At 67.1% G+C, this 18614-nt stretch carries 18 protein-coding genes; 11 read left to right on the forward strand and 7 right to left on the reverse strand.

The window, feature by feature from the left end; genetic code table 11:
* Nucleotides 1-7 precede the first annotated feature (7 nt).
* Together lysA and PX554_RS02885 are read left to right on the forward strand one after the other, a co-directional pair.
* A complete protein-coding gene (lysA, locus tag PX554_RS02880) occupies nucleotides 8-1270 on the forward strand; it encodes a diaminopimelate decarboxylase (RefSeq protein WP_275498771.1) in 1263 nt (420 codons plus the stop codon).
* The gene (locus tag PX554_RS02885) at nucleotides 1255-2040 is read left to right on the forward strand and encodes a precorrin-2 dehydrogenase/sirohydrochlorin ferrochelatase family protein (protein ID WP_371128269.1); all 786 of its coding nucleotides are present in this window, start codon (nucleotides 1255-1257) and stop codon (nucleotides 2038-2040) included. Before lysA ends, PX554_RS02885 begins: the two co-directional genes overlap by 16 nt.
* 19 nt (nucleotides 2041-2059) lie before the next feature.
* On the opposite strand, the gene PX554_RS02890 is transcribed toward PX554_RS02885, so the two are convergent.
* The 3 genes from PX554_RS02890 to PX554_RS02900 all read right to left on the reverse strand — a co-directional run bounded on the left by PX554_RS02890 (nucleotide 2060) and on the right by PX554_RS02900 (nucleotide 4681).
* A complete protein-coding gene (locus PX554_RS02890) occupies nucleotides 2060-2671 on the reverse strand; it encodes a response regulator (protein ID WP_275498773.1) in 612 nt (203 codons plus the stop codon).
* Nucleotides 2672-2738: 67 nt separating this feature from the next.
* On the reverse strand, nucleotides 2739-3851 hold the full coding sequence (gene dnaN, locus PX554_RS02895) for a DNA polymerase III subunit beta (protein WP_093223504.1): 1113 nt from the start codon (nucleotides 3849-3851) through the stop codon (nucleotides 2739-2741).
* A gap of 155 nt (nucleotides 3852-4006) precedes the next feature.
* Complete coding sequence (locus PX554_RS02900) at nucleotides 4007-4681, reverse strand: outer membrane protein (RefSeq protein WP_275498777.1); 675 nt, start codon at nucleotides 4679-4681, stop codon at nucleotides 4007-4009.
* Between the two features lie 150 nt (nucleotides 4682-4831).
* Between PX554_RS02900 and PX554_RS02905 the strand changes: the two genes are divergently transcribed.
* From PX554_RS02905 to PX554_RS02920, 4 genes are all read left to right on the forward strand, one after another.
* Nucleotides 4832-5338 carry a hypothetical protein gene (locus tag PX554_RS02905; RefSeq protein WP_275498780.1) on the forward strand — a complete coding sequence of 169 codons (507 nt, stop codon included), beginning with the start codon at nucleotides 4832-4834 and terminating at the stop codon, nucleotides 5336-5338.
* A gap of 128 nt (nucleotides 5339-5466) precedes the next feature.
* On the forward strand, nucleotides 5467-6177 hold the full coding sequence (locus PX554_RS02910; protein ID WP_275498782.1) for an NYN domain-containing protein: 711 nt from the start codon (nucleotides 5467-5469) through the stop codon (nucleotides 6175-6177).
* An 8-nt stretch (nucleotides 6178-6185) separates the two neighbouring features.
* Nucleotides 6186-7370 (forward strand): dual-specificity RNA methyltransferase RlmN, encoded by a 1185-nt coding sequence (gene rlmN, locus PX554_RS02915; RefSeq protein WP_275498966.1) that lies wholly within the window; start codon nucleotides 6186-6188, stop codon nucleotides 7368-7370.
* A 73-nt stretch (nucleotides 7371-7443) separates the two neighbouring features.
* Nucleotides 7444-8199, forward strand: a complete 756-nt coding sequence (locus PX554_RS02920) for a sulfite exporter TauE/SafE family protein (RefSeq protein WP_275498784.1) — start codon at nucleotides 7444-7446, stop codon at nucleotides 8197-8199.
* Here PX554_RS02920 and PX554_RS02925 read toward each other — a convergent pair.
* Entirely contained in the window at nucleotides 8196-8813 is a 618-nt protein-coding gene (locus PX554_RS02925; protein WP_275498786.1) for a flavin reductase family protein, read from the reverse strand. The two genes, PX554_RS02920 and PX554_RS02925, sit on opposite strands and share 4 nt — an antisense overlap.
* Before the next feature lie 91 nt (nucleotides 8814-8904).
* On the opposite strand from PX554_RS02925, the gene PX554_RS02930 reads away from it, so the two are divergent.
* Genes PX554_RS02930 through PX554_RS02940 form a run of 3 tightly spaced genes read left to right on the forward strand, consistent with a single transcriptional unit; the run spans nucleotide 8905 to nucleotide 11645 of the window.
* Complete coding sequence (locus PX554_RS02930) at nucleotides 8905-9648, forward strand: cytochrome b/b6 domain-containing protein (protein ID WP_275498788.1); 744 nt, start codon at nucleotides 8905-8907, stop codon at nucleotides 9646-9648.
* Nucleotides 9645-10403 (forward strand): molybdopterin-dependent oxidoreductase, encoded by a 759-nt coding sequence (locus PX554_RS02935; protein ID WP_275498790.1) that lies wholly within the window; start codon nucleotides 9645-9647, stop codon nucleotides 10401-10403. Before PX554_RS02930 ends, PX554_RS02935 begins: the two co-directional genes overlap by 4 nt.
* 18 nt (nucleotides 10404-10421) lie before the next feature.
* Nucleotides 10422-11645, forward strand: a complete 1224-nt coding sequence (locus tag PX554_RS02940) for an SAM-dependent methyltransferase (RefSeq protein WP_275498792.1) — start codon at nucleotides 10422-10424, stop codon at nucleotides 11643-11645.
* A 2-nt stretch (nucleotides 11646-11647) separates the two neighbouring features.
* On the opposite strand, the gene PX554_RS02945 is transcribed toward PX554_RS02940, so the two are convergent.
* Together PX554_RS02945 and PX554_RS02950 are read right to left on the reverse strand one after the other, a co-directional pair.
* On the reverse strand, nucleotides 11648-12598 hold the full coding sequence (locus tag PX554_RS02945; protein ID WP_275498794.1) for an aspartyl protease family protein: 951 nt from the start codon (nucleotides 12596-12598) through the stop codon (nucleotides 11648-11650).
* Nucleotides 12599-12845: 247 nt separating this feature from the next.
* Entirely contained in the window at nucleotides 12846-15254 is a 2409-nt protein-coding gene (locus PX554_RS02950; RefSeq protein WP_275498797.1) for a ligase-associated DNA damage response DEXH box helicase, read from the reverse strand.
* A gap of 146 nt (nucleotides 15255-15400) precedes the next feature.
* On the opposite strand from PX554_RS02950, the gene PX554_RS02955 reads away from it, so the two are divergent.
* Nucleotides 15401-16399 (forward strand): ligase-associated DNA damage response exonuclease, encoded by a 999-nt coding sequence (locus tag PX554_RS02955; RefSeq protein WP_275498799.1) that lies wholly within the window; start codon nucleotides 15401-15403, stop codon nucleotides 16397-16399.
* A 112-nt stretch (nucleotides 16400-16511) separates the two neighbouring features.
* Nucleotides 16512-17000 (forward strand): hypothetical protein, encoded by a 489-nt coding sequence (locus PX554_RS02960; protein ID WP_093223488.1) that lies wholly within the window; start codon nucleotides 16512-16514, stop codon nucleotides 16998-17000.
* A 1-nt stretch (nucleotide 17001) separates the two neighbouring features.
* Here PX554_RS02960 and rpoN read toward each other — a convergent pair whose 3' ends face one another.
* Nucleotides 17002-18501 carry an RNA polymerase factor sigma-54 gene (gene rpoN, locus PX554_RS02965; protein WP_275498801.1) on the reverse strand — a complete coding sequence of 500 codons (1500 nt, stop codon included), beginning with the start codon at nucleotides 18499-18501 and terminating at the stop codon, nucleotides 17002-17004.
* Nucleotides 18502-18614 lie beyond the last annotated feature (113 nt).

Here is an 18614-nt window from a genome sequence, read left to right on the forward strand (position 1 = left end):
CATTCCGATGGATCATTTCGCGCTGGTCGACGGCGTCATGCACTGCGAGGGCGTGTCGCTCGAGCGGATCGCGGCGGACGTCGGCTCCCCCGTCTACGTCTATTCGGCGGCGACCTTCACGCGCCACGCAGAGGTGTTCCGCGAGGGCCTCGCCGGGGTAAAGCGCAAGCACATCGCCTATGCGATCAAGGCCAATCCCAATCTCGCCGTGCTGCGGCTGCTCGCCAATGCGGGGTACGGCGCCGACGTCGTCTCGGGCGGCGAACTGGCGCGCGCGATCGCGGCGGGGATACCGGCATCGGACATCGTGTTCTCGGGCGTGGGCAAGACGGTCGATGAACTGACCAAGGCGCTCGATGTTGGGCTCGGCCAGTTCAATCTCGAGCTCGAGGAAGAAGGCGCCGTGCTGGCGGCCCTCGCGGCGGCGCGCGGTCAAACCGCCGATGCCGTGCTGCGCGTGAACCCCGATGTCGATGCCGGCACCCACGCCAAGATCTCGACCGGCAAGGCCGAGAACAAGTTCGGCGTGCCGATCAGCGAGGCGCGCGCGATCTTCGATCGGCTGGCGGGGCTGCCCGGACTCAACCTGCGCGGCGTCGCGATCCATATCGGCAGCCAGCTTTCGGAGCTTGCCCCGCTCGAGGCGGCCTATCGCCGAATCGGCCAGCTCGTGCAGGAACTGCGCGCCGCCGGCCATGCGATCAGCCATGTCGATCTCGGTGGCGGACTCGGCGTGCCCTACAAGGCCGGCGACGTGTTCCCCAGCCCCGCCGCCTATGGCGCGATGGTCGCCCGCGTCACCGATGGCTGGAACGCGACGCTGATGTTCGAACCCGGCCGGGTGATCGCGGGCAATGCCGGCGTGCTGCTGACGCGCGTGATCTGGGTCAAGCCCGGCGTGACCAACCCCTATGTCATCGTCGATGCCGCGATGAACGATCTCGCCCGGCCCGCGATGTACGACGCCTGGCATGATTTCGCGGCGGTGCGCCCGACCGGCGCGCGGATGACCGCCAACATCGCCGGCCCGGTCTGCGAAAGCGGCGACACCTTCGCGATGGGCCGCGACATCGACTCGGTCGAATCGGGCGATCTCGCGATCTTCCGCACCGCCGGCGCCTATGGCGCGACAATGGCGAGCACCTACAACAGTCGTGCTTTGGTGCCCGAGGTGCTGGTGAGCGGCGACCGCTACGCCGTCGTCGCCGATCGCATCCAGCCCGAGACGATCCTCGCCGCCGAACGCCTGCCGGAGTGGCTGACCGCGTGAGCCTCGCCAGCCTGCCGATCTTCGTCGCGGCGCGGGGCCGGGCGGTGATACTGGTGGGCGATGGCGACGCGGCGGCGGCGAAGCGACGGCTTCTGGAACGCGCCGGCGCGGTGGTGGTCGACGAGGACGGCACCGCCGCGCTCGCGATCGTCGCGATCGAGGACGAGACCGAGGCGCAGGCCGTCGTCGCGCGCCTCAAGGCGCGCGGCGTGCTCGTCAACGCGGTCGATCGCCCGGCCTTGTGCGACTTCACCCTCCCCGCGATCGTCGATCGCTCACCCGTCATCGTCGCGATCGGCACCGGCGGTGTGTCGGCGGGGTTGGCCGCGGCCCTGCGCCAGCGGCTCGAAGCGCTGCTGCCGCCGACGCTCGGGCGGCTCGCCGAAGCGCTGTTCGCCGCGCGCGGCGCGGTTCGCGCGCGCTTCGCCGATGCGGGCGCGCGCCGGATGGCACTCGGCGCCGCGTTCGGCGAAGGCGGCGCGCTCGACCCGTTCACGGCCGGGCCGGGGGCGGTGGAACGCTGGCTGGACCATGCCGGAGACGTCCCAGCCGGTCTCGTTCATATCCGCTTGCGCTCGGGCGATCCCGACGACCTCACCTTGCGCGAGGCGCGCTGGCTCGCGCAGGCCGAGCGGCTGTTCATCGCGGGCGACGTACCCGACGGGGTTCTCGCGCGCGCCCGCGCCGACGCGACGCGGATCGCGACCTTGCCCGAACAGCCGCTTGCCGGGCTGACCGTGGCGATCCACGCGCCGGCCCGGCCATCATGAACGCCGCTGATCGGACGAATCAGCAGCCCGCCAGTTCGACCCGGTCGTTGAGCGCCTGAAGCGAGGCGATGAGCCGCTGGCGGTCGGCGCGGGTGGCGGCGAGTTCGGCCTGGGCCTCGCCGAGCTCGATCGCACGCTCGGCGATGCGCGCGTCGAGCGCGGCGTTGGAAGTCTTGAGGTCGGCGAGACGCCGCGCCTGGCCGATCACATGCTCGATCCGCGCGACCAGCACGTCGAAGTCGAACGGCTTGGCGACATGGTCGTCGGCACCGGCGGCGAGCGCGTCGATCGCGGCGGCGGGATCGGAACGGCTGCTCAGCAGGATCACCGGCACGTCGCGCGCTTCCGGGCTGGACCGCAAGGCGCGCAGCAATTGCATCCCCGACATGCCCGGCATCACCATGTCGGCGAGCACGAGGTCGAAGCGCCGCGCCGCCACCTGATCGAGCGCGTCGGCGGCCTTGTCGCACAGCACCGGCAGGTAGCCGAGCCGTCCGAGCCGCCGGCCGATCACCGCCAGCGCGGTGTGATTGTCATCGACGACGAGGATGCTGCGGGTCGTGCCGGGATATAGCGGTGCGGAAACCGTGTCATGGGGCATCGGGACGTGCTCGGTCAGTGGATCGAGCAAGATCTAGCGCGCGGACATCAGTTTTCGGTTAACGCCGCCGCAACCCTGTCCGCGCGCGCTGCGCCGGTCACACCCGCATCGGCATCAGCACGTACAGCGCCGCAGCCTTGTCGTTCTCGCGGATCAGCGTCGGCGCGGCCGCGTCCGCCAGATGCACCTCGATCGTGTCGCCGTGGAGCTGGCCGAGGATGTCGAGCAGGTAGCGGCTGTTGAAGCCGATCTCGAACGGCAGCGACGTATATTCGCCGGGCACTTCCTCGGCAGCGGTGCCATTATCGGGGCTGGTCACCGAGAGGATGATCTTGTCGCGGTCCAGCGCCATCTTCACCGCGCGCGTCTTCTCGGTGGCGATCGTCGAGACGCGGTCGACGCCCTCCTCGAAGCTGCGCGGATCGATCTTGAGGATCTTGTCGTTCCCGGTCGGGATGACGCGGCTGTAATCGGGGAAGGTGCCGTCGATCAGCTTCGAGGTCAGCAGCGCATGGCCAAGGTCGAAGCGGATCTTGGTCGAGGACAACGACACGCCGACCAAAGCATCGACCTCGTCGAGCAGCTTGCGCAGCTCGGCGATGCATTTGCGCGGCACGATCACGTCGGGCATCGCCTCGGCGCCTTCTGGGCGCGGCATCGTCACGCGGGCGAGGCGATGGCCGTCGGTCGCGGCGGCCTTGAGCACCGGCTGCGGATCGGCCGAGACGTGGAGGAAGATGCCGTTGAGATAATAGCGCGTCTCCTCGGTCGAGATCGCGAAACGGGTTTTGTCGATGATCTGCTTGAGCGTCTCGGCGGGCAGTTCGAAGCTGACCGGCAGTTCGCCTTCGGCGATCACCGGAAAATCGTCGCGCGGCAGCGTGCCGAGCTGGAAGCGCGCGCGGCCCGCCACGATCGTCAGCTTGCCGTCGGCGGCGGACAGGCTGACCTGCGATCCCTCGGGCAGCTTGCGCGCGATGTCGAACAACGTGTGCGCGGACACGGTGGTCGCGCCGGGCTGGTCGACCGCCGCCGCGATCGTCTCGTTGATCTGGAGATCGAGATCGGTCGCCATCAGCTTGAGCCCGCCCTCGGGCGTGGCTTCGATCAGCACGTTCGACAGGATCGGGATGGTGTTGCGCCGTTCCACCACCGACTGGACATGGCTGAGGCCCTTCAAAAGGGTCGCGCGTTCGATCGTCGCCTTCATCTCAATCCCCCGGGCCGCCGCCCTCATTTCATCCCGCCAGGCGTCAGAAGCCGGGGGCAATTCGCCGTTTCCTTCCTTACCGCAAAAAGGGGCCGGAGCAAGCGCCCCGACCCCTCATCCGTGCCGAAATCAGGCGTTTGGCCCGGAAGCGCCGGTCAGAACCGGTAGCCTACGCCGACCGCGATCTGGTGCCGATCGGTATCGACATCGAAGTTGTTGGTGTTGGAGCCGTTCGGATATTCGAACCGGGCGCGGCCATAGTTCGAATAGCGATATTCGATCTTGGCATAGGTGTTGCGGCTGATCGCTTCCTCGACACCGGCGCCGACGCGGTAGCCGTCGAGATTGAAGTGCGCACCCGTCTGGGTGACGCCGTCGCTCGCCGTCAGGTCGAGCCGGCCATTGGTATAGCCGCCCTTGGCATAGACGAGCGTGGTCGGCGACGCCTTGAAGCCGACGCGCACGCCGGCATAGAGATCGCGGCCCTGCTTGACCCGGCCGTAGCCGAGCGCGGCTGCGCTGGTCGGCGCGTTGGTGACCTTGCCGGTCGAGCCGGTCACTTCACCCTCGACGCCGATCACGACCTGGCCGAGATCCTTGTCGTAGCCGATGTCGCCACCATACAGCAGGCCGTCCGCCTTGCGGTCGCTCCCGATGTCCGAGTCCGGCCCGCGGCCGGGCTGAAGTTTGTCATACCCGAGCAGCACGCCGATGCGCGGGCCATCGAAGGCACCAGCCGGTGCGGGCGGCGGACCATCCTGCGCGAATGCGGGGGCAGCGAGACCAAGGCCGAGCGCGGCGGTGGCGGCGGTGACAAGAAACTTCTGCATGATACTCACTCCATTACACATTCCCGCGATTGCCGGGCAGCGTCCGGGGCGGGGATGCTCCAAATAGGTGCGAGAAACGGGCTTTGCATGAACCTCAGATAAACGCGAAAATCCGTTGCATTTGCGCAACAGGGGATTGAAAGCGCGGGCATGACTTCCAAGGCAAAGCGACGGCGGATGTTCGCGGGCGTGGTCCTCGCGCTATCCGCCGCCGGCCCGGCATGGGGCCGCGAGACGATCGGCGTGTTCGAAAGCTGGGGCGCGTTCACCGACCTCGCGCCGCGCCATTGCTATGCGATCGCGCAACCGGTGCGGAGCGGCGGCAGCGCCCGCTGGCGGCCGTTCGCGAGCGTGGCCGACTGGCCGGCGCGCGGCGCGCGCAACCAACTCCACCTCCGCCTCAGCCGCGCGCGCGACCCCCGCGCGCGCGTGACGCTGTCGGTCGGCGAACGCCGCTTCGAGCTGGTCGCGGCCGACGCCGACGCCTGGGCGCCCGATGCGCGCGCCGACGCCGCGATCGTCGCCGCGATCCGCTCCGGCCGCAGCATGAGCGTCGAGACGCTGGCGAAGAGCGGCGGCCCGTTCGCCGATGTCTATGCGCTCGCCGGCGCGGCGACCGCGATCGATGCGGCGGCGGTGGCGTGTGTCAGCCGGTGAGTTGATTTTTCGGGCGGATATGCTAAATATGCGGCATCCGGTCCCCGGCAGTACGTCTTGAGGCGCTCGCGAGAGCAGACATCATCTCAAGGCCGAGCCCGGGGACTTTTTGTTTTCAGGCTGCTCGAATGCCGACAGCGATTGTCATCGATGGCGCATATTTTCTGCGCCGATTCAAATGGTCATTTCCGGAACTCGATCCAAGCGATCCTGCAAAGATAGCGTTCGCGGTTGGCTGGATGGCATTCTGGCACCTCCATCATCGGATGCGCCCCAAGCTGATGGAGCGTGCGGTCGCTCACGGTCAGTTCAGTCCGGCGGAGGACAGCGAACTCTATCGTATCTTTTTCTATGATTGCCCGCCGCTGATTAAGAAGCTTCACCGTCCGGTCTCACGCACGGCGATCGATCTTTCAAAGACACCCGAAGCCAGGTTTCGCTTTGCGGTGCACGACGAATTGCAACGCGTCCGCAAGGTGGCGCTGCGGCTCGGCCGGCTCAACGACGACTCCGAATGGCGCATACGCCCAGCAAGTACTAGAAGGCTTCTGACGTCGGAGGGCGCCGTCCTGGCCGACGAGGATTTCGAGATCGATACCAAGCAGAAGGGCGTCGATATGAAACTCGGTCTCGACGTAGCGGCAATGGCCTTCAAACGACAAGTCAATCAAATCGTGCTCGTGGCGGGCGACGCCGATTTCGTACCAGCGACAAAGCTCGCGCGCCGTGAAGGCATTGATGTGGTGCTCGATCCGATGGGAGGCACTCCAGCCAAGGATCTGTTACAGCATGTCGATGGTGTTCGGACGTGCCGGATGATGAAGGAACCGACAGCGTGACCCTCTCCATGCCCATCCCCGGGCACATCGATCCCGTGCCCGTCCCCCGCGTCGCGACGCCGCGTCCGGATGGCCGGATCGACCTGCTTGGGCTGTCCAAGCTCGAACTGCGCATGGCGCTGGAGACCGCGCAGCTCGAACCCAAGCAGGCCAAATTGCGCGCCAAGCAGCTCTGGCACTGGATCTACAATCGCGGCGTCACCGATTTTTCGCTGATGACCGACATCTCCAAGACGATGCAGCCGTGGCTCGCCGCGCGGTTCGCGATCAGCCGGCCCGAGGTGGTCGAGGCGCAGGTCTCGACCGACGGCACGCGCAAATGGCTGCTGCGCGCGCCCGATGGCGAGGAGTATGAGGCGGTTTTCATCCCGGATGCCGATCGCGGTACGCTCTGCGTGTCGAGCCAGGTCGGCTGCACGCTCAACTGCCGCTTCTGCCACACCGGCACGATGCGCCTGGTGCGCAACCTCACCGCCGCCGAGATCGTCGGCCAGGTCATGCTCGCGCGCGACGCGCTCGGCGAATGGCCTAGCACGCCCGAGGGGCGGATGCTCACCAACATCGTGATGATGGGCATGGGTGAGCCGCTCTATAATTTCGACGCGGTCAAGGATGCGCTCGGCATCGTCATGGACGGCGACGGCCTTGCTTTGTCGAAGCGGCGGATCACGCTCTCCACCTCGGGCGTGGTGCCGATGATGGCGCGCGCGGGCGCGGAGATCGGGGTCAACCTCGCGGTTTCGCTCCACGGCGTCACCAAGGAGGTGCGCGACGAGATCGTGCCGCTCAACCGCAAATACGGCATCGAGCAACTGCTCCAGGCGTGCGCCGATTATCCCGGCGCGAACAACGCGCGGCGCATCACCTTCGAGTACGTGATGCTCAAGGACAAGAACGACAGCGACGCCGATGCGCACGAGCTGGTCCGGCTGCTCAAACACTATGACCTGCCCGCCAAGGTCAATCTGATCCCGTTCAATCCGTGGCCGGGTGCGCCGTATGAGACCTCGACGCCCGAACGGGTGCGGCGGTTCTCGGACATCGTGTTCGAAGCCGGCATCTCCGCGCCGGTCCGCACCCCGCGCGGCCGCGACATCGACGCCGCCTGCGGCCAGCTCAAGACCGCGAGCGAGAAAAAGAGCCGCGCCGAACTCGACCGGCTGGCGGACGAGAAACAGGCCGCGCTGGGCTAACCTCACCAGGCCAGCCACCGCATTGCCCCCCAGATGGCGAGAATGTTGAAATTCGGCGCGCGTTGGAGATGATGTGACCGTCCAGAGCATCGCCCTCGCCGCCGGCGCCGGCGTCTTCGGGGGCGCGATGAACGCGCTGGCCGGGGGCGGCACCTTCGCGACGTTGCCGGCGCTGATCGCGCTCGGGTTGCCCGCCAACGCCGCCAACGCCACCTCGAACGTGTCGCTGCTGCCGGGTGCGGCGACGAGCGCCTGGGCGTTCCGCGACGAACTGCACCCGCTCGGCGGAGTCGATGTGCGCGTGCTCGCGGCGATCACCTTCATTGGCAGCCTCGCGGGCAGCCTGCTGCTCGTCTCGACCCCCACGCACGTCTTCGACCTGATGATACCGTGGCTGCTGCTCACCGCTGGCCTCGTCATCGCGTTCGGGCCACGCGCGGCGGTGGCACTGCACCGCGTCGTCACGATCGGCCCGCGCACGCTGATCGTCGGGCAAGCGCTGCTCGGCATCTATGGCGGCTATTTCGGCGGCGGCGTCGGCATGATGCTCACCGCGACCTATGGCTTGCTCGCGCATATCACGCCCCGCGCGCTGTTCGCGCCGCGCACGCTGATGCTCGCGGTCGCCAACACGGCGGCGTCAATCATCTTCGTCGCGACCGGGTTGGTGCGCTGGGACGCGGGCCTGCCGATGCTGGTCGGCGCGGTGTTCGGCGGCTGGCTCGGCGCAAAGCTCGGCAAGCGGCTCACGCCGGGCATGGTGCGCGGCTGGACGCTCGCGGTGACGGCGGTGACGACGATCGTGTTCTTCGTGCGGGCTTACGGCTAACCAGGGCGGAACATCTTGAAGAGATTGTCCTCGCCGACCTCGAAATAGTCGGCCGGGCCGCCGCCGCGCAGGATCGCGCGGGCGCGGCCGGTCTGGTACACGCCGTCTTCGAGCAGATCATGGTCGATATGCACGCCGATCACCTCGCCGAACATCACCCAGGTATCAAGCGCCTGGCGTTCCTTCGATTCGAGCCGCAGCGTCTGCGTCGCGCGGCATTCGAACTGCACCGGGCTGCCGGCGACGCGGTCGGGCCTGACCAGCCGCGACGGCAGCGCCGCGATCCCCGCCAACTCGAACTCATCGACCTCGGGGCCGACCATCGCCGAGCTGGCGTTCATCACCTCGGCGAGCGGGCGGGTCGCGAGGTTCCAGACGAACTCGCCGGTCGCGGCGATGTTGGCGGCATTGTCCTTCCAACCGATCGAGGAGAAGCCGATAATCGGCGGACGATAGTTGAACAATGTGAAGAAGCTGTACGGTGCGAGGTTGCGCACCCCGCTCGCGCTCACCGTGCTGACCCAGCCGATCGGGCGCGGCGCCACGATCGCGTTCAGCGGATCGTGCGCGAGGCCGTGGCCGTTTGCGGGTTCGTAGAAATGCTGGTCGGCCATCGCGTGCTGTTTCCCTGTGACGATGTCAGCTCTACAAAATCGCGCGAAGCCTGTAACCGTTTCGGTATCACCGGCGAATAAGGGTATGACGATGACCATAGCCACGCCCCCCCCCGCTCCCGCCGATGCGCCGCCCGCGCCACGCACGATCTACCGCCACCGCGTGGCGACGCGGCTGTGGCACTGGCTCAACGCGGTCACGATCTTCATCATGATCGGTAGCGGGCTGACGATCCTCAACGCGCATCCGCATCTCTACTGGGGCGCGTACGGCGCCAACTTCGACCACCCGTGGCTCAACACGATCCACTGGCCGAGCTATGTGACGATCCCGGCGCATTACAACCTCGCGATCGCGCGGCGCTGGCACCTGCTGTTCGCGCTGGTGCTCGCGTTCAGCCTGCTCGCCTATATGATCGTGAGCCTCGCCAACCGCCATTTCGCGCGCGATCTTCGCGTGCGGCTGCGCGACCTCTCGGCGGCGAATCTGTGGCATGACCTGCGCGAGCATCTCGCCTTCCGCTTCCACGATCCCGCCGATCCGACCGCGTACAATATCTTCCAGAAGCTCTCCTATGTGCTCGTCATCTTCATCCTGATCCCGGCGATGATCCTGACCGGCCTCGCCATGTCGCCGGGGATGGACGCGGCCTGGCCGTGGCTGCTCGATCTGTTCGGCGGACGACAATCGGCACGGTCGATCCATTTCATCGCCGCCTCGGGGCTGACCGGCTTCATCGTCGTCCATCTCGTGCTGGTGATTCTCGCCGGGCCGATAAACGAAGTGCGGTCGATGCTGACCGGGCGCTGGCGCGTGCCGGAGGAGGCGGCATGAGCCTCATCACCCGCCGCACGCTCATCGCCGGGGGCGCCGCCGGCGCCGGGCTGCTGCTATCAGGCTGCGATCAAGTCGCGCAGGTGCCGGCGCTGCGCAAGATCCTGTTCTCGGGCGAGGTCATGAACCGCGGCCTGCAGCGCGCGTTGACCAACCGCGATGCGCTCGCGCCCGAGTTCAGCGCGGCGGAGATGTCGCCGCGCTTCCGCGTCAACGGCACGCACAATCCGAACACGGCCGAATATACCGCGATGGTCGCGGAGAATTTCGCGCACTGGCGCTTGCAGGTCGGCGGGCTGGTGGCGAAGCCGCTCAGCCTTTCGCTGGCGCAACTTCGCGGTCTGCCGGCGCGCACCCAGATCACCCGCCACGATTGTGTCGAGGGTTGGAGCGCGATCGGCAAATGGCACGGGCCGCGGCTCGCCACCTTGCTCGATGCGGCCGGCCTTCGCGACGCGGCGCGCTACATCGTGTTCACGTGCGCGGATCTGTACGGCGGCGCGCCCTATTACGAGTCGATCGATCTGGTCGATGCCTTCCACCCGCAGACGATCCTCGCCTGGGCACTCAACGACCATGTCCTCGATGTCGGCCACGGCGCGCCGGTGCGGCTGCGGGTCGAGCGGCAGCTCGGCTACAAGCACGCCAAATATGTGATGCGGATCGACGCGGTCGCGAGCCTCGCCGGCATCGGGCTCGGCAAGGGCGGCTATTGGGAAGATCACGTCGATTACGATTGGTATGCCGGGATTTAAGTCGTTACGGGGCTGTTCATGGCTTTGATCGATCTCTTCCTCGCCGCGCGGGTCAAGCGCGGCCAGCTCGTCGTCCACCACGCCGACGGCCAGACCAAGACCTTCGGCACGCCGACCCCTGGCTTCCCCGAGGTGACCATCCGCTTCACCGATAAAGGGGCCGCCGCCGCGATCCTGCGCGATCCCGCGCTCGGCGCCGGCGAAGCCTATATGCACGGCCGGCTCGTCGTCGAACGGGGCGACGTGCGCGATCTCGTCAATCTGCTGACCTCCAACGATCCGTGGGAGACCGGCACGAACGCGCTCGCCGCCTCGCCGCAGCGCCGCGCAGTCCAGGCGGTGACGCATCGCATCGGTCGGATCAACATGGCCACGCGCGCCAAGCGCAACGTCGCGCACCATTACGACCTGTCCGACCGGCTCTACGATCTGTTCCTCGATGCCGACCGGCAATATAGCTGCGCCTATTACACCGATCCCGCCAATACGCTCGAACAGGCGCAGGCCGACAAGAAGGCGCATATCGCCGCCAAGCTCGCGCTCCAGCCCGGCATGAAAGTGCTCGACATCGGGTGCGGCTGGGGCGGCATGGCGCTGTATCTGCACGCCAAGACCGGCGCCGAAGTGCTCGGCGTTACCTTGTCGGAGGAGCAGCTCAAGGTCGCGCGCCGCCGCGCCGAAGAGGCCGGCGTCGCCGACAAGGTGCGTTTCGAGCTGATCGACTATCGCCACGTCACGGGCACGTTCGACCGGATCGTCTCGGTCGGCATGTTCGAACATGTCGGCCCGGCGCATTACCGCACCTTCTTCCGCCAGTGCCGCGACCTGCTGACCGAGGACGGCGTAATGCTGCTCCACACGATCGGCCGCGCCGGCAAGCCCGGCGTCACCGATAAGTGGACGACCAAATATATCTTCCCCGGCGGTTACAACCCCGCTTTGTCCGAGATCGTCGCCGCCAATGAAGGATCACGCTTCATGCTGACGGACGTCGAGGTGCTGCGGCTGCATTATGGCTTCACGCTCGACGCCTGGTATGATCGCACCGTGGCGGCGCGCGACGCGATCGTCGCCTTGTACGACGAGCCCTTCTACCGAATGTGGCAATTCTATCTCGCCGGAGCGGGCGCGGCTTTCCGGTACGGCGGCCTCGTCAACTACCAGCTCCAGTTCGCGCGCAACCGCCACACGCTGCCGATCACACGCGATTACATGATCGAGGGCGAACGCGCGCTGCGCTGACGTCAGGCGCGTGCGAGGCCGCCCGACGGCACGGTCTTGACGTCGCGCGGCAGCAGCAGGCGCAGTTCGCGGTTGGGGAAGTCGATCGTCACGCGACGGAACAGCCGAAGCGCGTCCATGCCGAGCATCAGCGCGGGTTTGTTGCCCAGGCCGAAGCGCGCGAACGGCGGCGCGTCGGCGAAGGCGACCGGCAAATTGTCGATTGTCGTGCTGCCGATCCGTACCGCCCCGATCTGCCCGTAGTCGGCAAGCAGCGACACACCCGTCACCGCCCGCGCCGAAATCGGACGGAGCGTTGTCCTGCGTCCGATCAGCCGCCGCAGCGCGGGGTTGCCCATCGTGACGTCGGATCCGGTGTCGATCACCACGCGCACGCGGCGCTCGCCGAAATAGGCGTCGGTCACGACCAATTGCCCGAACATGTCGCGCGCGCGCACCACCACTTCGCCGGGCGCGGCGTCGGGTGTGCGGCGGCGCTTGGCCGACGGCGTCACCGTCATCACGTTCCGATCGAAGTCGATGGTGACGGCATTGCCCTGCAACGTATCGATGCCGAGCATCCCCGCGCCACCGATGTTGCTCGCCGCAAACGCCGGCGCCTCGATCAGGCTGCCGCTCAAGGTGCTGGCGGGCGGCCCGACGCGAATGCGCGGGATCACGACCGTCGCGACCTGCTCGACGTTCGCCATCGCCGTCACCCGCACGCCGCGCCCGGCGGCGAGGCCGAGCGTCGTCGCGAGCTCGCGCGAGATGACGGTGCGCTCCGCTCCGGTATCGACGACGAAGTGAAACGGCCCGGCGTCGGCGATCTGGACGGGCACGGTCATGCGCTGGTCGGCATCGGCGATGGCGATGCTGTCGGCGGGCGGTGGATTCGAGTCAGCGGCCAACGGCGCGGCGGTCTGGGCGGAGAGCGCGAGGAACGGGGCGGCACAGAACAGGGCCGGTTTCATCGCAGGATGGTACGCCCGTTTCGGACCTTCTGCAAGCGAGTCGGCGGCATGCCTGTCGCGCGCGTTCCGTTCGTACTGAGTCTGCCGAAGCACATTTCCCAAGCGCCGGTATTTGGGCCAACGGGAGTCGGGGACGCTGCTATTTCCAATCCGCTCGTGCTGAGCGCAGTCGAAGCACGTGCCAGACACACCGGCCTTCCCGGTTGGGCACGGGCTTCGACTGCGCCGGCACGAACGGGAAGGTGCGTTAGTCCAAACGCATCGCCTCGCCCGCCAGCGCTTCCGCCTCGATCAGCAGCGCGTCGTCGGCATGGCCCTGCGCGACGCGTTCGCGGCCGATCAGCGTCAGCACCGGCACCGCCAGCGGCGAGACGCGATCCAGATCGACATGCACCATCGTCGCGGCGGCGCGATCGAGCAAATGCCCGAGTCGCCCGACATCGGTCATCCGCGCGCGCGCATCGTCCCAGGCGGCGCGCAGCAGCAGATGGCCGGGTTCGTATTTGCGCAGCACGTCGTAGATCAGGTCGGTCGAGAAGGTCACCTGCTTGCCGGTCTTGCGCTTGCCGGGATGCTGGCGCTCGACGAGCCCGCCGATCACCGCCACCTCGCGGAACGCGCGCTTGAGCAGCGACGACCCCTCGACCCATTCGACGAACTCGTCCTCAAGGATGTCGGCCGAGAACAACGCGCGCGGATCGGTAACGGGTTCGAGCGAATGGCAGGCGAACGCATAGTCGCTCGCGACGAAGCCCATCGGCTTCAGCCCCAGCGTCTCCATCCGTCGCGTGATGAGCATGCCGAGCGACTGGTGCGCGTTCCAGCCCTCGAAACTGTAGGCGACCATGTAATTGCGCCCCTCGCGCGGGAAGGTCTCGACCAGCAATTGGCCTGGGCTGGGCAGGATCGAGCGGCGTTCCTGCATCTCGAGCCATTCGCGCACGTCATCGGGGAAGCGGTGCCAGGCGGTCGAATCGGCGAGGAAGCCGCGCACTCGGTTGGCGAGGTTGGTCGAGATCGGCATGCGCGCGCCGCCATAGGTTGGGATTCGCGCCGGCTTGGCGGTGGCGCGGACCAGCAAATCCTCGGTGCTGGTGGCGATCACTTCGAGGCTGAGGCCAGCGAAGAAGAACGTGTCGCCGGGCGAGAGCGTCGCCGCGAACCCCTCCTCGACCTTGCCGAGCGAGCGGCCGTTCTTGAAGCGCACGGTCAGCATCGTCGCTTCGACGATGATGCCGGCGTTGAGCCGGTGCTGCGTGACGAACTGCGGATGGCTGACCCGCCACAGCCCGTCCGGTCCCTGCGTCAGCCGTTTGAACTTGTCATAGGCTTTGAGCGCATAGCCGCCGTCGCGGATGAAACCGAGCACCTGATCGAACGTCGCTTCGGTCAGGGCCGAATAGGGCAAGGCCGAACGCAGCTCGTCGAGCATCGCGGCCTGCGAAAACGGCGCGGCACACGCGCAGGCCATGACGTGCTGCGCGAGCACGTCGAGCGCGCCAGGGCGGAAGATGTCGGGGTCGAGCTCGCCCGCCTCGACGGCATCGAGCGCGGCGCGGCCTTCGAGATATTCGAATCGGTTGCCGGGGACGATCAGCGCTTGCGACGGTTCGTCGAGCCGGTGGTTCGAACGGCCGATTCGCTGGAGTAGCCGCGACGATCCCTTGGGTGCGCCCATCTGGATCACGCAATCGACATCGCCCCAATCAACGCCGAGATCGAGGCTCGATGTGGCGACGAGCGCGCGCAGCTTGCCGTCCGCCATCGCGCCTTCGACCTTGCGCCGCGCCTCGAGGCTGAGCGAACCGTGGTGGACACCGATCGGCAGGCTCTCGGCATTGACCTTCCACAGATCCTGGAAGATCAGCTCGGCGAGGCTTCGCGTGTTGCAGAACACGATCGTGGTGCGATGCGCGGCGATCTCCGCCATCACCTGTTCGGCGGCGTAGCGGCCCGAGTGACCGGCCCAGGGCACTTTGCCTTGCGGCAGCACGATCGCGATGTTGGGCGCCGCGCCTGGCTCGCCGTGCACCAGCGCGACCTGATCGATATCGCCATCGGGCGCGAGCCACGCGCGATAGCCATCGGCATCCGCCACCGTCGCCGACAGCGCGACGCGGCGCAGCGCCGGCGCAATCGCCTGCAACCGCGCCATGCACAGCGACAGCAGATCGCCGCGCTTGCCGGTGGCGACGGCATGGACCTCATCGACGACGATGGTGCGCAGGGTCTCGAACATCGTGAAGCTGTCGGGGTAGGACAGCAGCAGGCTCAGCGATTCGGGGGTGGTGAGCAGGATCTGCGGCGGGCGGATGCGCTGGCGCGCCTTGCGATCGGAGGGCGTGTCGCCGGTGCGAGTCTCGACGCGGATGTCGAGCCCCATCTCCGCGATGGGCGTGAGCAGGTTGCGCTGCACGTCGGTCGCCAGCGCCTTGAGTGGCGAGACGTAGAGCGTATGGAGGCCCTCGCTCGGGTGCTCGATCAGATCGACCAGCGTCGGCAGGAACCCGGCGAGCGTCTTGCCCGCGCCGGTGGTGGCGACGAGCAACCCGTGACGACCATCGCGGGCGACGGCAAGCATATCGGTCTGGTGCCGGCGCGGCGCCCAGCCGCGCTCGGCAAACCAGGCGGTGAGGGGTTGGGAGAGTACGGTCAAGCTCGCCCTCACCCTTCCCACTCGGCTGCGCCGAGCGTGCCCCTTCCCTCTCCCATCGGGAGAGGGAGGGAGGAGCGCAGCGACGGAAGGGTGAGGGTGACGCCTCCGGAGTGGGAACAAAGCCGCATCCCACCCATATAGGCACGATGGCAAAGCTCGGCGACTGGATCGATCCGCAACCGCACGGCATCTTCGTGAGACCCGCCGGCGTGTGGGTCGATCCGTCGCAGCCGGTCGAGCGCGCGCTGGTCACGCATGGCCATGCCGACCATGCGCGCGGCGGGCACGGCGCGGTGTGGGCGACACTCGAGACGCTCGCGATCATGGACGCGCGCTACGGCGCGCAGACCGCGCATCCGGTCGGCTATGGTGAAGCGATCGCATTCGGCGACGTGAGCGTGCGGTTCGTGCCGGCCGGCCATGTGCTTGGCTCGGCGCAGATCGTGCTCGAACATCGCGGCGAGCGGATCATCGTCTCGGGCGACTACAAGCGCCGCGCCGACCCGACCTGCGCGCCGTTCGAGCCGACCAAGTGCGACGTGTTCATCACCGAGGCGACCTTCGGCCTGCCGGTGTTCCGCCACCCTGAGACCGGCGACGAGATCGACAAGCTCACCGCCGCGCTACGCGCCAACCCGACGCGCTGCGTATTGGTCGGCGCCTACGCGCTCGGCAAGGCGCAGCGCGTGATCGCCGAGCTGCGCGCGCGCGGCTTCGACGATCCGATCTACCTGCACGGCGCGCTTCAGAAATTGTGCGATCTCTATGTCGCGCACGGGGTCGAGCTCGGCGAGCTTCGCCCCGCCACCGAAGCGAGCAAAGCCGATCTCGCCGGGCGGATCGTGATGGCGCCGCCCTCCGCTCTGGGGGATCGCTGGTCGCGGCGGCTGCCCGATCCGATCACCGCGATGGCGAGCGGCTGGATGCGGGTACGCCAGCGCGCGGTGCAGCGCGGGGTCGAACTGCCGCTGATCCTGTCCGACCATGCCGACTGGGACGAGCTGACCTCGACGCTGCTGGAGATCGCGCCGCAGGAAGTGTGGGTCACGCACGGTCGCGAGGAAGCGCTGGTCCATTGGTGCGCGACTCACCAGATCCGCGCCAAGGCGCTCGCGCTCCACGGCTATGAGGACGAGGACGATTGAGAGGATCGCTCAAGACAATCACCCTCCAAATTATCCTCGCCAAAATTTTCGCGTGGCCTAGCGGCTGTCGGCTGACCTTGGCATAGTTCCTCACATCAGGGGGGACGTGGACATGAAGATTTTGTATGCGGCTGCAACACTCGGGGCCAGCTTCCTGCTCGCGTCAAGCGCTAGCGCGAGCGTCTATTCGGACGACCTTGGCAAGTGCCTCGTCGCCAAAACTTCAGATCAAGATAAGGCAGGGCTAATCCAGTGGATTTTTGCCGCGTTGTCGGCAAGCCCGGCGATTCAAGACATGGCGAAGGTAACGACAGCCCAGCATGACGCCCACGACCGCGCGATGGCTGCCGTGTTCGATCGGCTAATACTCGTTGATTGTCGCCAGCAAAGTGCCGATGCTTTAAAATACGACGGCATCAACGCGGTGCAAGAAGGCTTTAAATTGCTGGGGCAGGTCGCCATGCAGTCGCTCGTTAGCGACGCGACCGTCAGTGATTCAATGGGCCGTTTCACCCAATACATTGACAAGGAAAAGCTGGCCGATTTGATGCAAAGTAGCGGGATCAAGGTCACGGATCAGCCCAGCAAAACCGGCAAGTGACTTAGCTCGTCCCTTCCAGCGCCCGCGCGCGGCGGCGCTGGACGGACGATCCGATCCCGAGCGCCTCGCGGTATTTCGCCACGGTGCGGCGCGCGATGTCGAAACCCTTGGCATTAAGCAGTTCGACCAACGTGTCGTCGGACAGGATCTTGTCGCCCTCACCCGCGATCAGCGCCTTGATCGCGGCCTTCACCGCCTGCGCGGACACCGCCTCGCCGCCGTCGGCCGACTGGATCGCCGAGGTGAAGAAATATTTGAGTTCGAACAGCCCGCGCGCGCAGCTCAGATATTTGTTGCTGGTCACGCGGCTGACGGTCGATTCGTGCATCTCGATCGCGTCGGCGATCTGGCGCAACGTCATCGGCTTGAGATGCGCGACGCCTTTGAGGAAGAACGCCTCCTGCTGCTTCACGATCTCGCTCGCGACCTTGATGATCGTGCGTTGGCGCTGGTCGAGCGCCTTGACCAGCCAGTTGGCGCTGGCGAGCATGTCGGACAGCCACGCCTTCGACGCGCGATCGCCCCGCGCGGCGCTTAGCTCGACATAATAGCTGCGGTTGACGAGCACGCGCGGCAGCGTCGCCGCGTTGATCTCGATCGCCCAGCCCTGCTTGCGCCGTGCGACATACAGGTCCGGCACCACCGCCTGGCTCGGCTCTCCGCCATAACGGCAGCCGGGCTTGGGATCGTAGCCGCGCAGTTCGCGGATCATGTCGGCGAGATCTTCGTCATCGACCTGGCACAACCGCTTCAATCGGGCGAGATCGCCGCGCGCGACGAGATCGAGATGGTCGATCAGCCGTGCCATGCAGGGATCGTAGCGGTCGGCTTCCTTCGCCTGCAAGGCGAGGCATTCGGCGAGGTCACGCGCGCCGACACCGGTCGGATCGAACGTCTGGATCGTCGCCAGCACCGCCTCGACCCGCGCGAGCGGCACCCCGAGCCGGTTGGCGATTTCGAGCAGCGATACCGTGAGATAGCCGCATTCGTCGATCTGGTCGATCAGATGCGCGGCGATGAACAGGTCGGCGCCGTCGATGGTCGCGCCCGCTTGCGCGAGCAGATGATCGGCCAGGCTGATGTCGGCACTGGCGAAACCGTCGAGATCGGGCAGGTCTTCGCCGCCCGCACCCGTGCCCGCGCCGTTGAGGCCGAGCGCACCGTCCATCCCGCCTCCGGCCAGATCGGCGGCGCTGTCGTGATGGAAGCTTTCGGTCGCGAAATCGACATCGAGCGACTCGGCCTCGCCGCCGCCGGCGAGCAGTAGCTCATCGGCGCTGGCCGGTTCGTCGCGCTGCGGCGCCTCGGCGTCGCGCTCCTGCGCCGGGCCGTCCTCGTCGGGCGCGCCCGATTCGAGCAGCGGATTCTTCTCGATCTCCTCGGCGATGAACCCCTCGACCTCCAGGTTCGACAGCGCGAGCAGGCGAATCGCCTGCTGGAGCTGCGGCGTCATCACCAGCGATTGCGACTGGCGCAGATCGAGGCGGGGGGCGAGACTCACGGCTTCGTCGCCCCGGCGCGGGCCGGGGCCGCTGCGTGATCTTGCCAGCCGGTTGCCCCACACCCGGCGGCCCCGGCCTGCGCCGGGGCGACGAGGAAGGAGGCGATCGGCAT

This window comes from Sphingomonas pollutisoli, assembly GCF_029167165.1.
Classification (GTDB): Bacteria; Pseudomonadota; Alphaproteobacteria; order Sphingomonadales; family Sphingomonadaceae; genus Sphingomonas; species Sphingomonas pollutisoli.

What these genes read in the sequence shown, in the direction of transcription:
- lysA (WP_275498771.1), top strand. Translation starts at nt 8, where the DNA reads ATGGATCATTTCGCGCTGGTCGACGGCGTCATGCACTGCGAGGGCGTG.
- dnaN (WP_093223504.1), bottom strand. Translation starts at nt 3,851, where the DNA reads ATGAAGGCGACGATCGAACGCGCGACCCTTTTGAAGGGCCTCAGCCAT.
- PX554_RS02900 (WP_275498777.1), bottom strand. Translation starts at nt 4,681, where the DNA reads ATGCAGAAGTTTCTTGTCACCGCCGCCACCGCCGCGCTCGGCCTTGGT.
- PX554_RS02905 (WP_275498780.1), top strand. Translation starts at nt 4,832, where the DNA reads ATGACTTCCAAGGCAAAGCGACGGCGGATGTTCGCGGGCGTGGTCCTC.
- PX554_RS02910 (WP_275498782.1), top strand. Translation starts at nt 5,467, where the DNA reads ATGCCGACAGCGATTGTCATCGATGGCGCATATTTTCTGCGCCGATTC.
- rlmN (WP_275498966.1), top strand. Translation starts at nt 6,186, where the DNA reads ATGCCCATCCCCGGGCACATCGATCCCGTGCCCGTCCCCCGCGTCGCG.
- PX554_RS02925 (WP_275498786.1), bottom strand. Translation starts at nt 8,813, where the DNA reads ATGGCCGACCAGCATTTCTACGAACCCGCAAACGGCCACGGCCTCGCG.
- PX554_RS02930 (WP_275498788.1), top strand. Translation starts at nt 8,905, where the DNA reads ATGACCATAGCCACGCCCCCCCCCGCTCCCGCCGATGCGCCGCCCGCG.
- PX554_RS02935 (WP_275498790.1), top strand. Translation starts at nt 9,645, where the DNA reads ATGAGCCTCATCACCCGCCGCACGCTCATCGCCGGGGGCGCCGCCGGC.
- PX554_RS02940 (WP_275498792.1), top strand. Translation starts at nt 10,422, where the DNA reads ATGGCTTTGATCGATCTCTTCCTCGCCGCGCGGGTCAAGCGCGGCCAG.
- PX554_RS02945 (WP_275498794.1), bottom strand. Translation starts at nt 12,598, where the DNA reads ATGAAACCGGCCCTGTTCTGTGCCGCCCCGTTCCTCGCGCTCTCCGCC.
- PX554_RS02955 (WP_275498799.1), top strand. Translation starts at nt 15,401, where the DNA reads ATGGCAAAGCTCGGCGACTGGATCGATCCGCAACCGCACGGCATCTTC.
- PX554_RS02960 (WP_093223488.1), top strand. Translation starts at nt 16,512, where the DNA reads ATGAAGATTTTGTATGCGGCTGCAACACTCGGGGCCAGCTTCCTGCTC.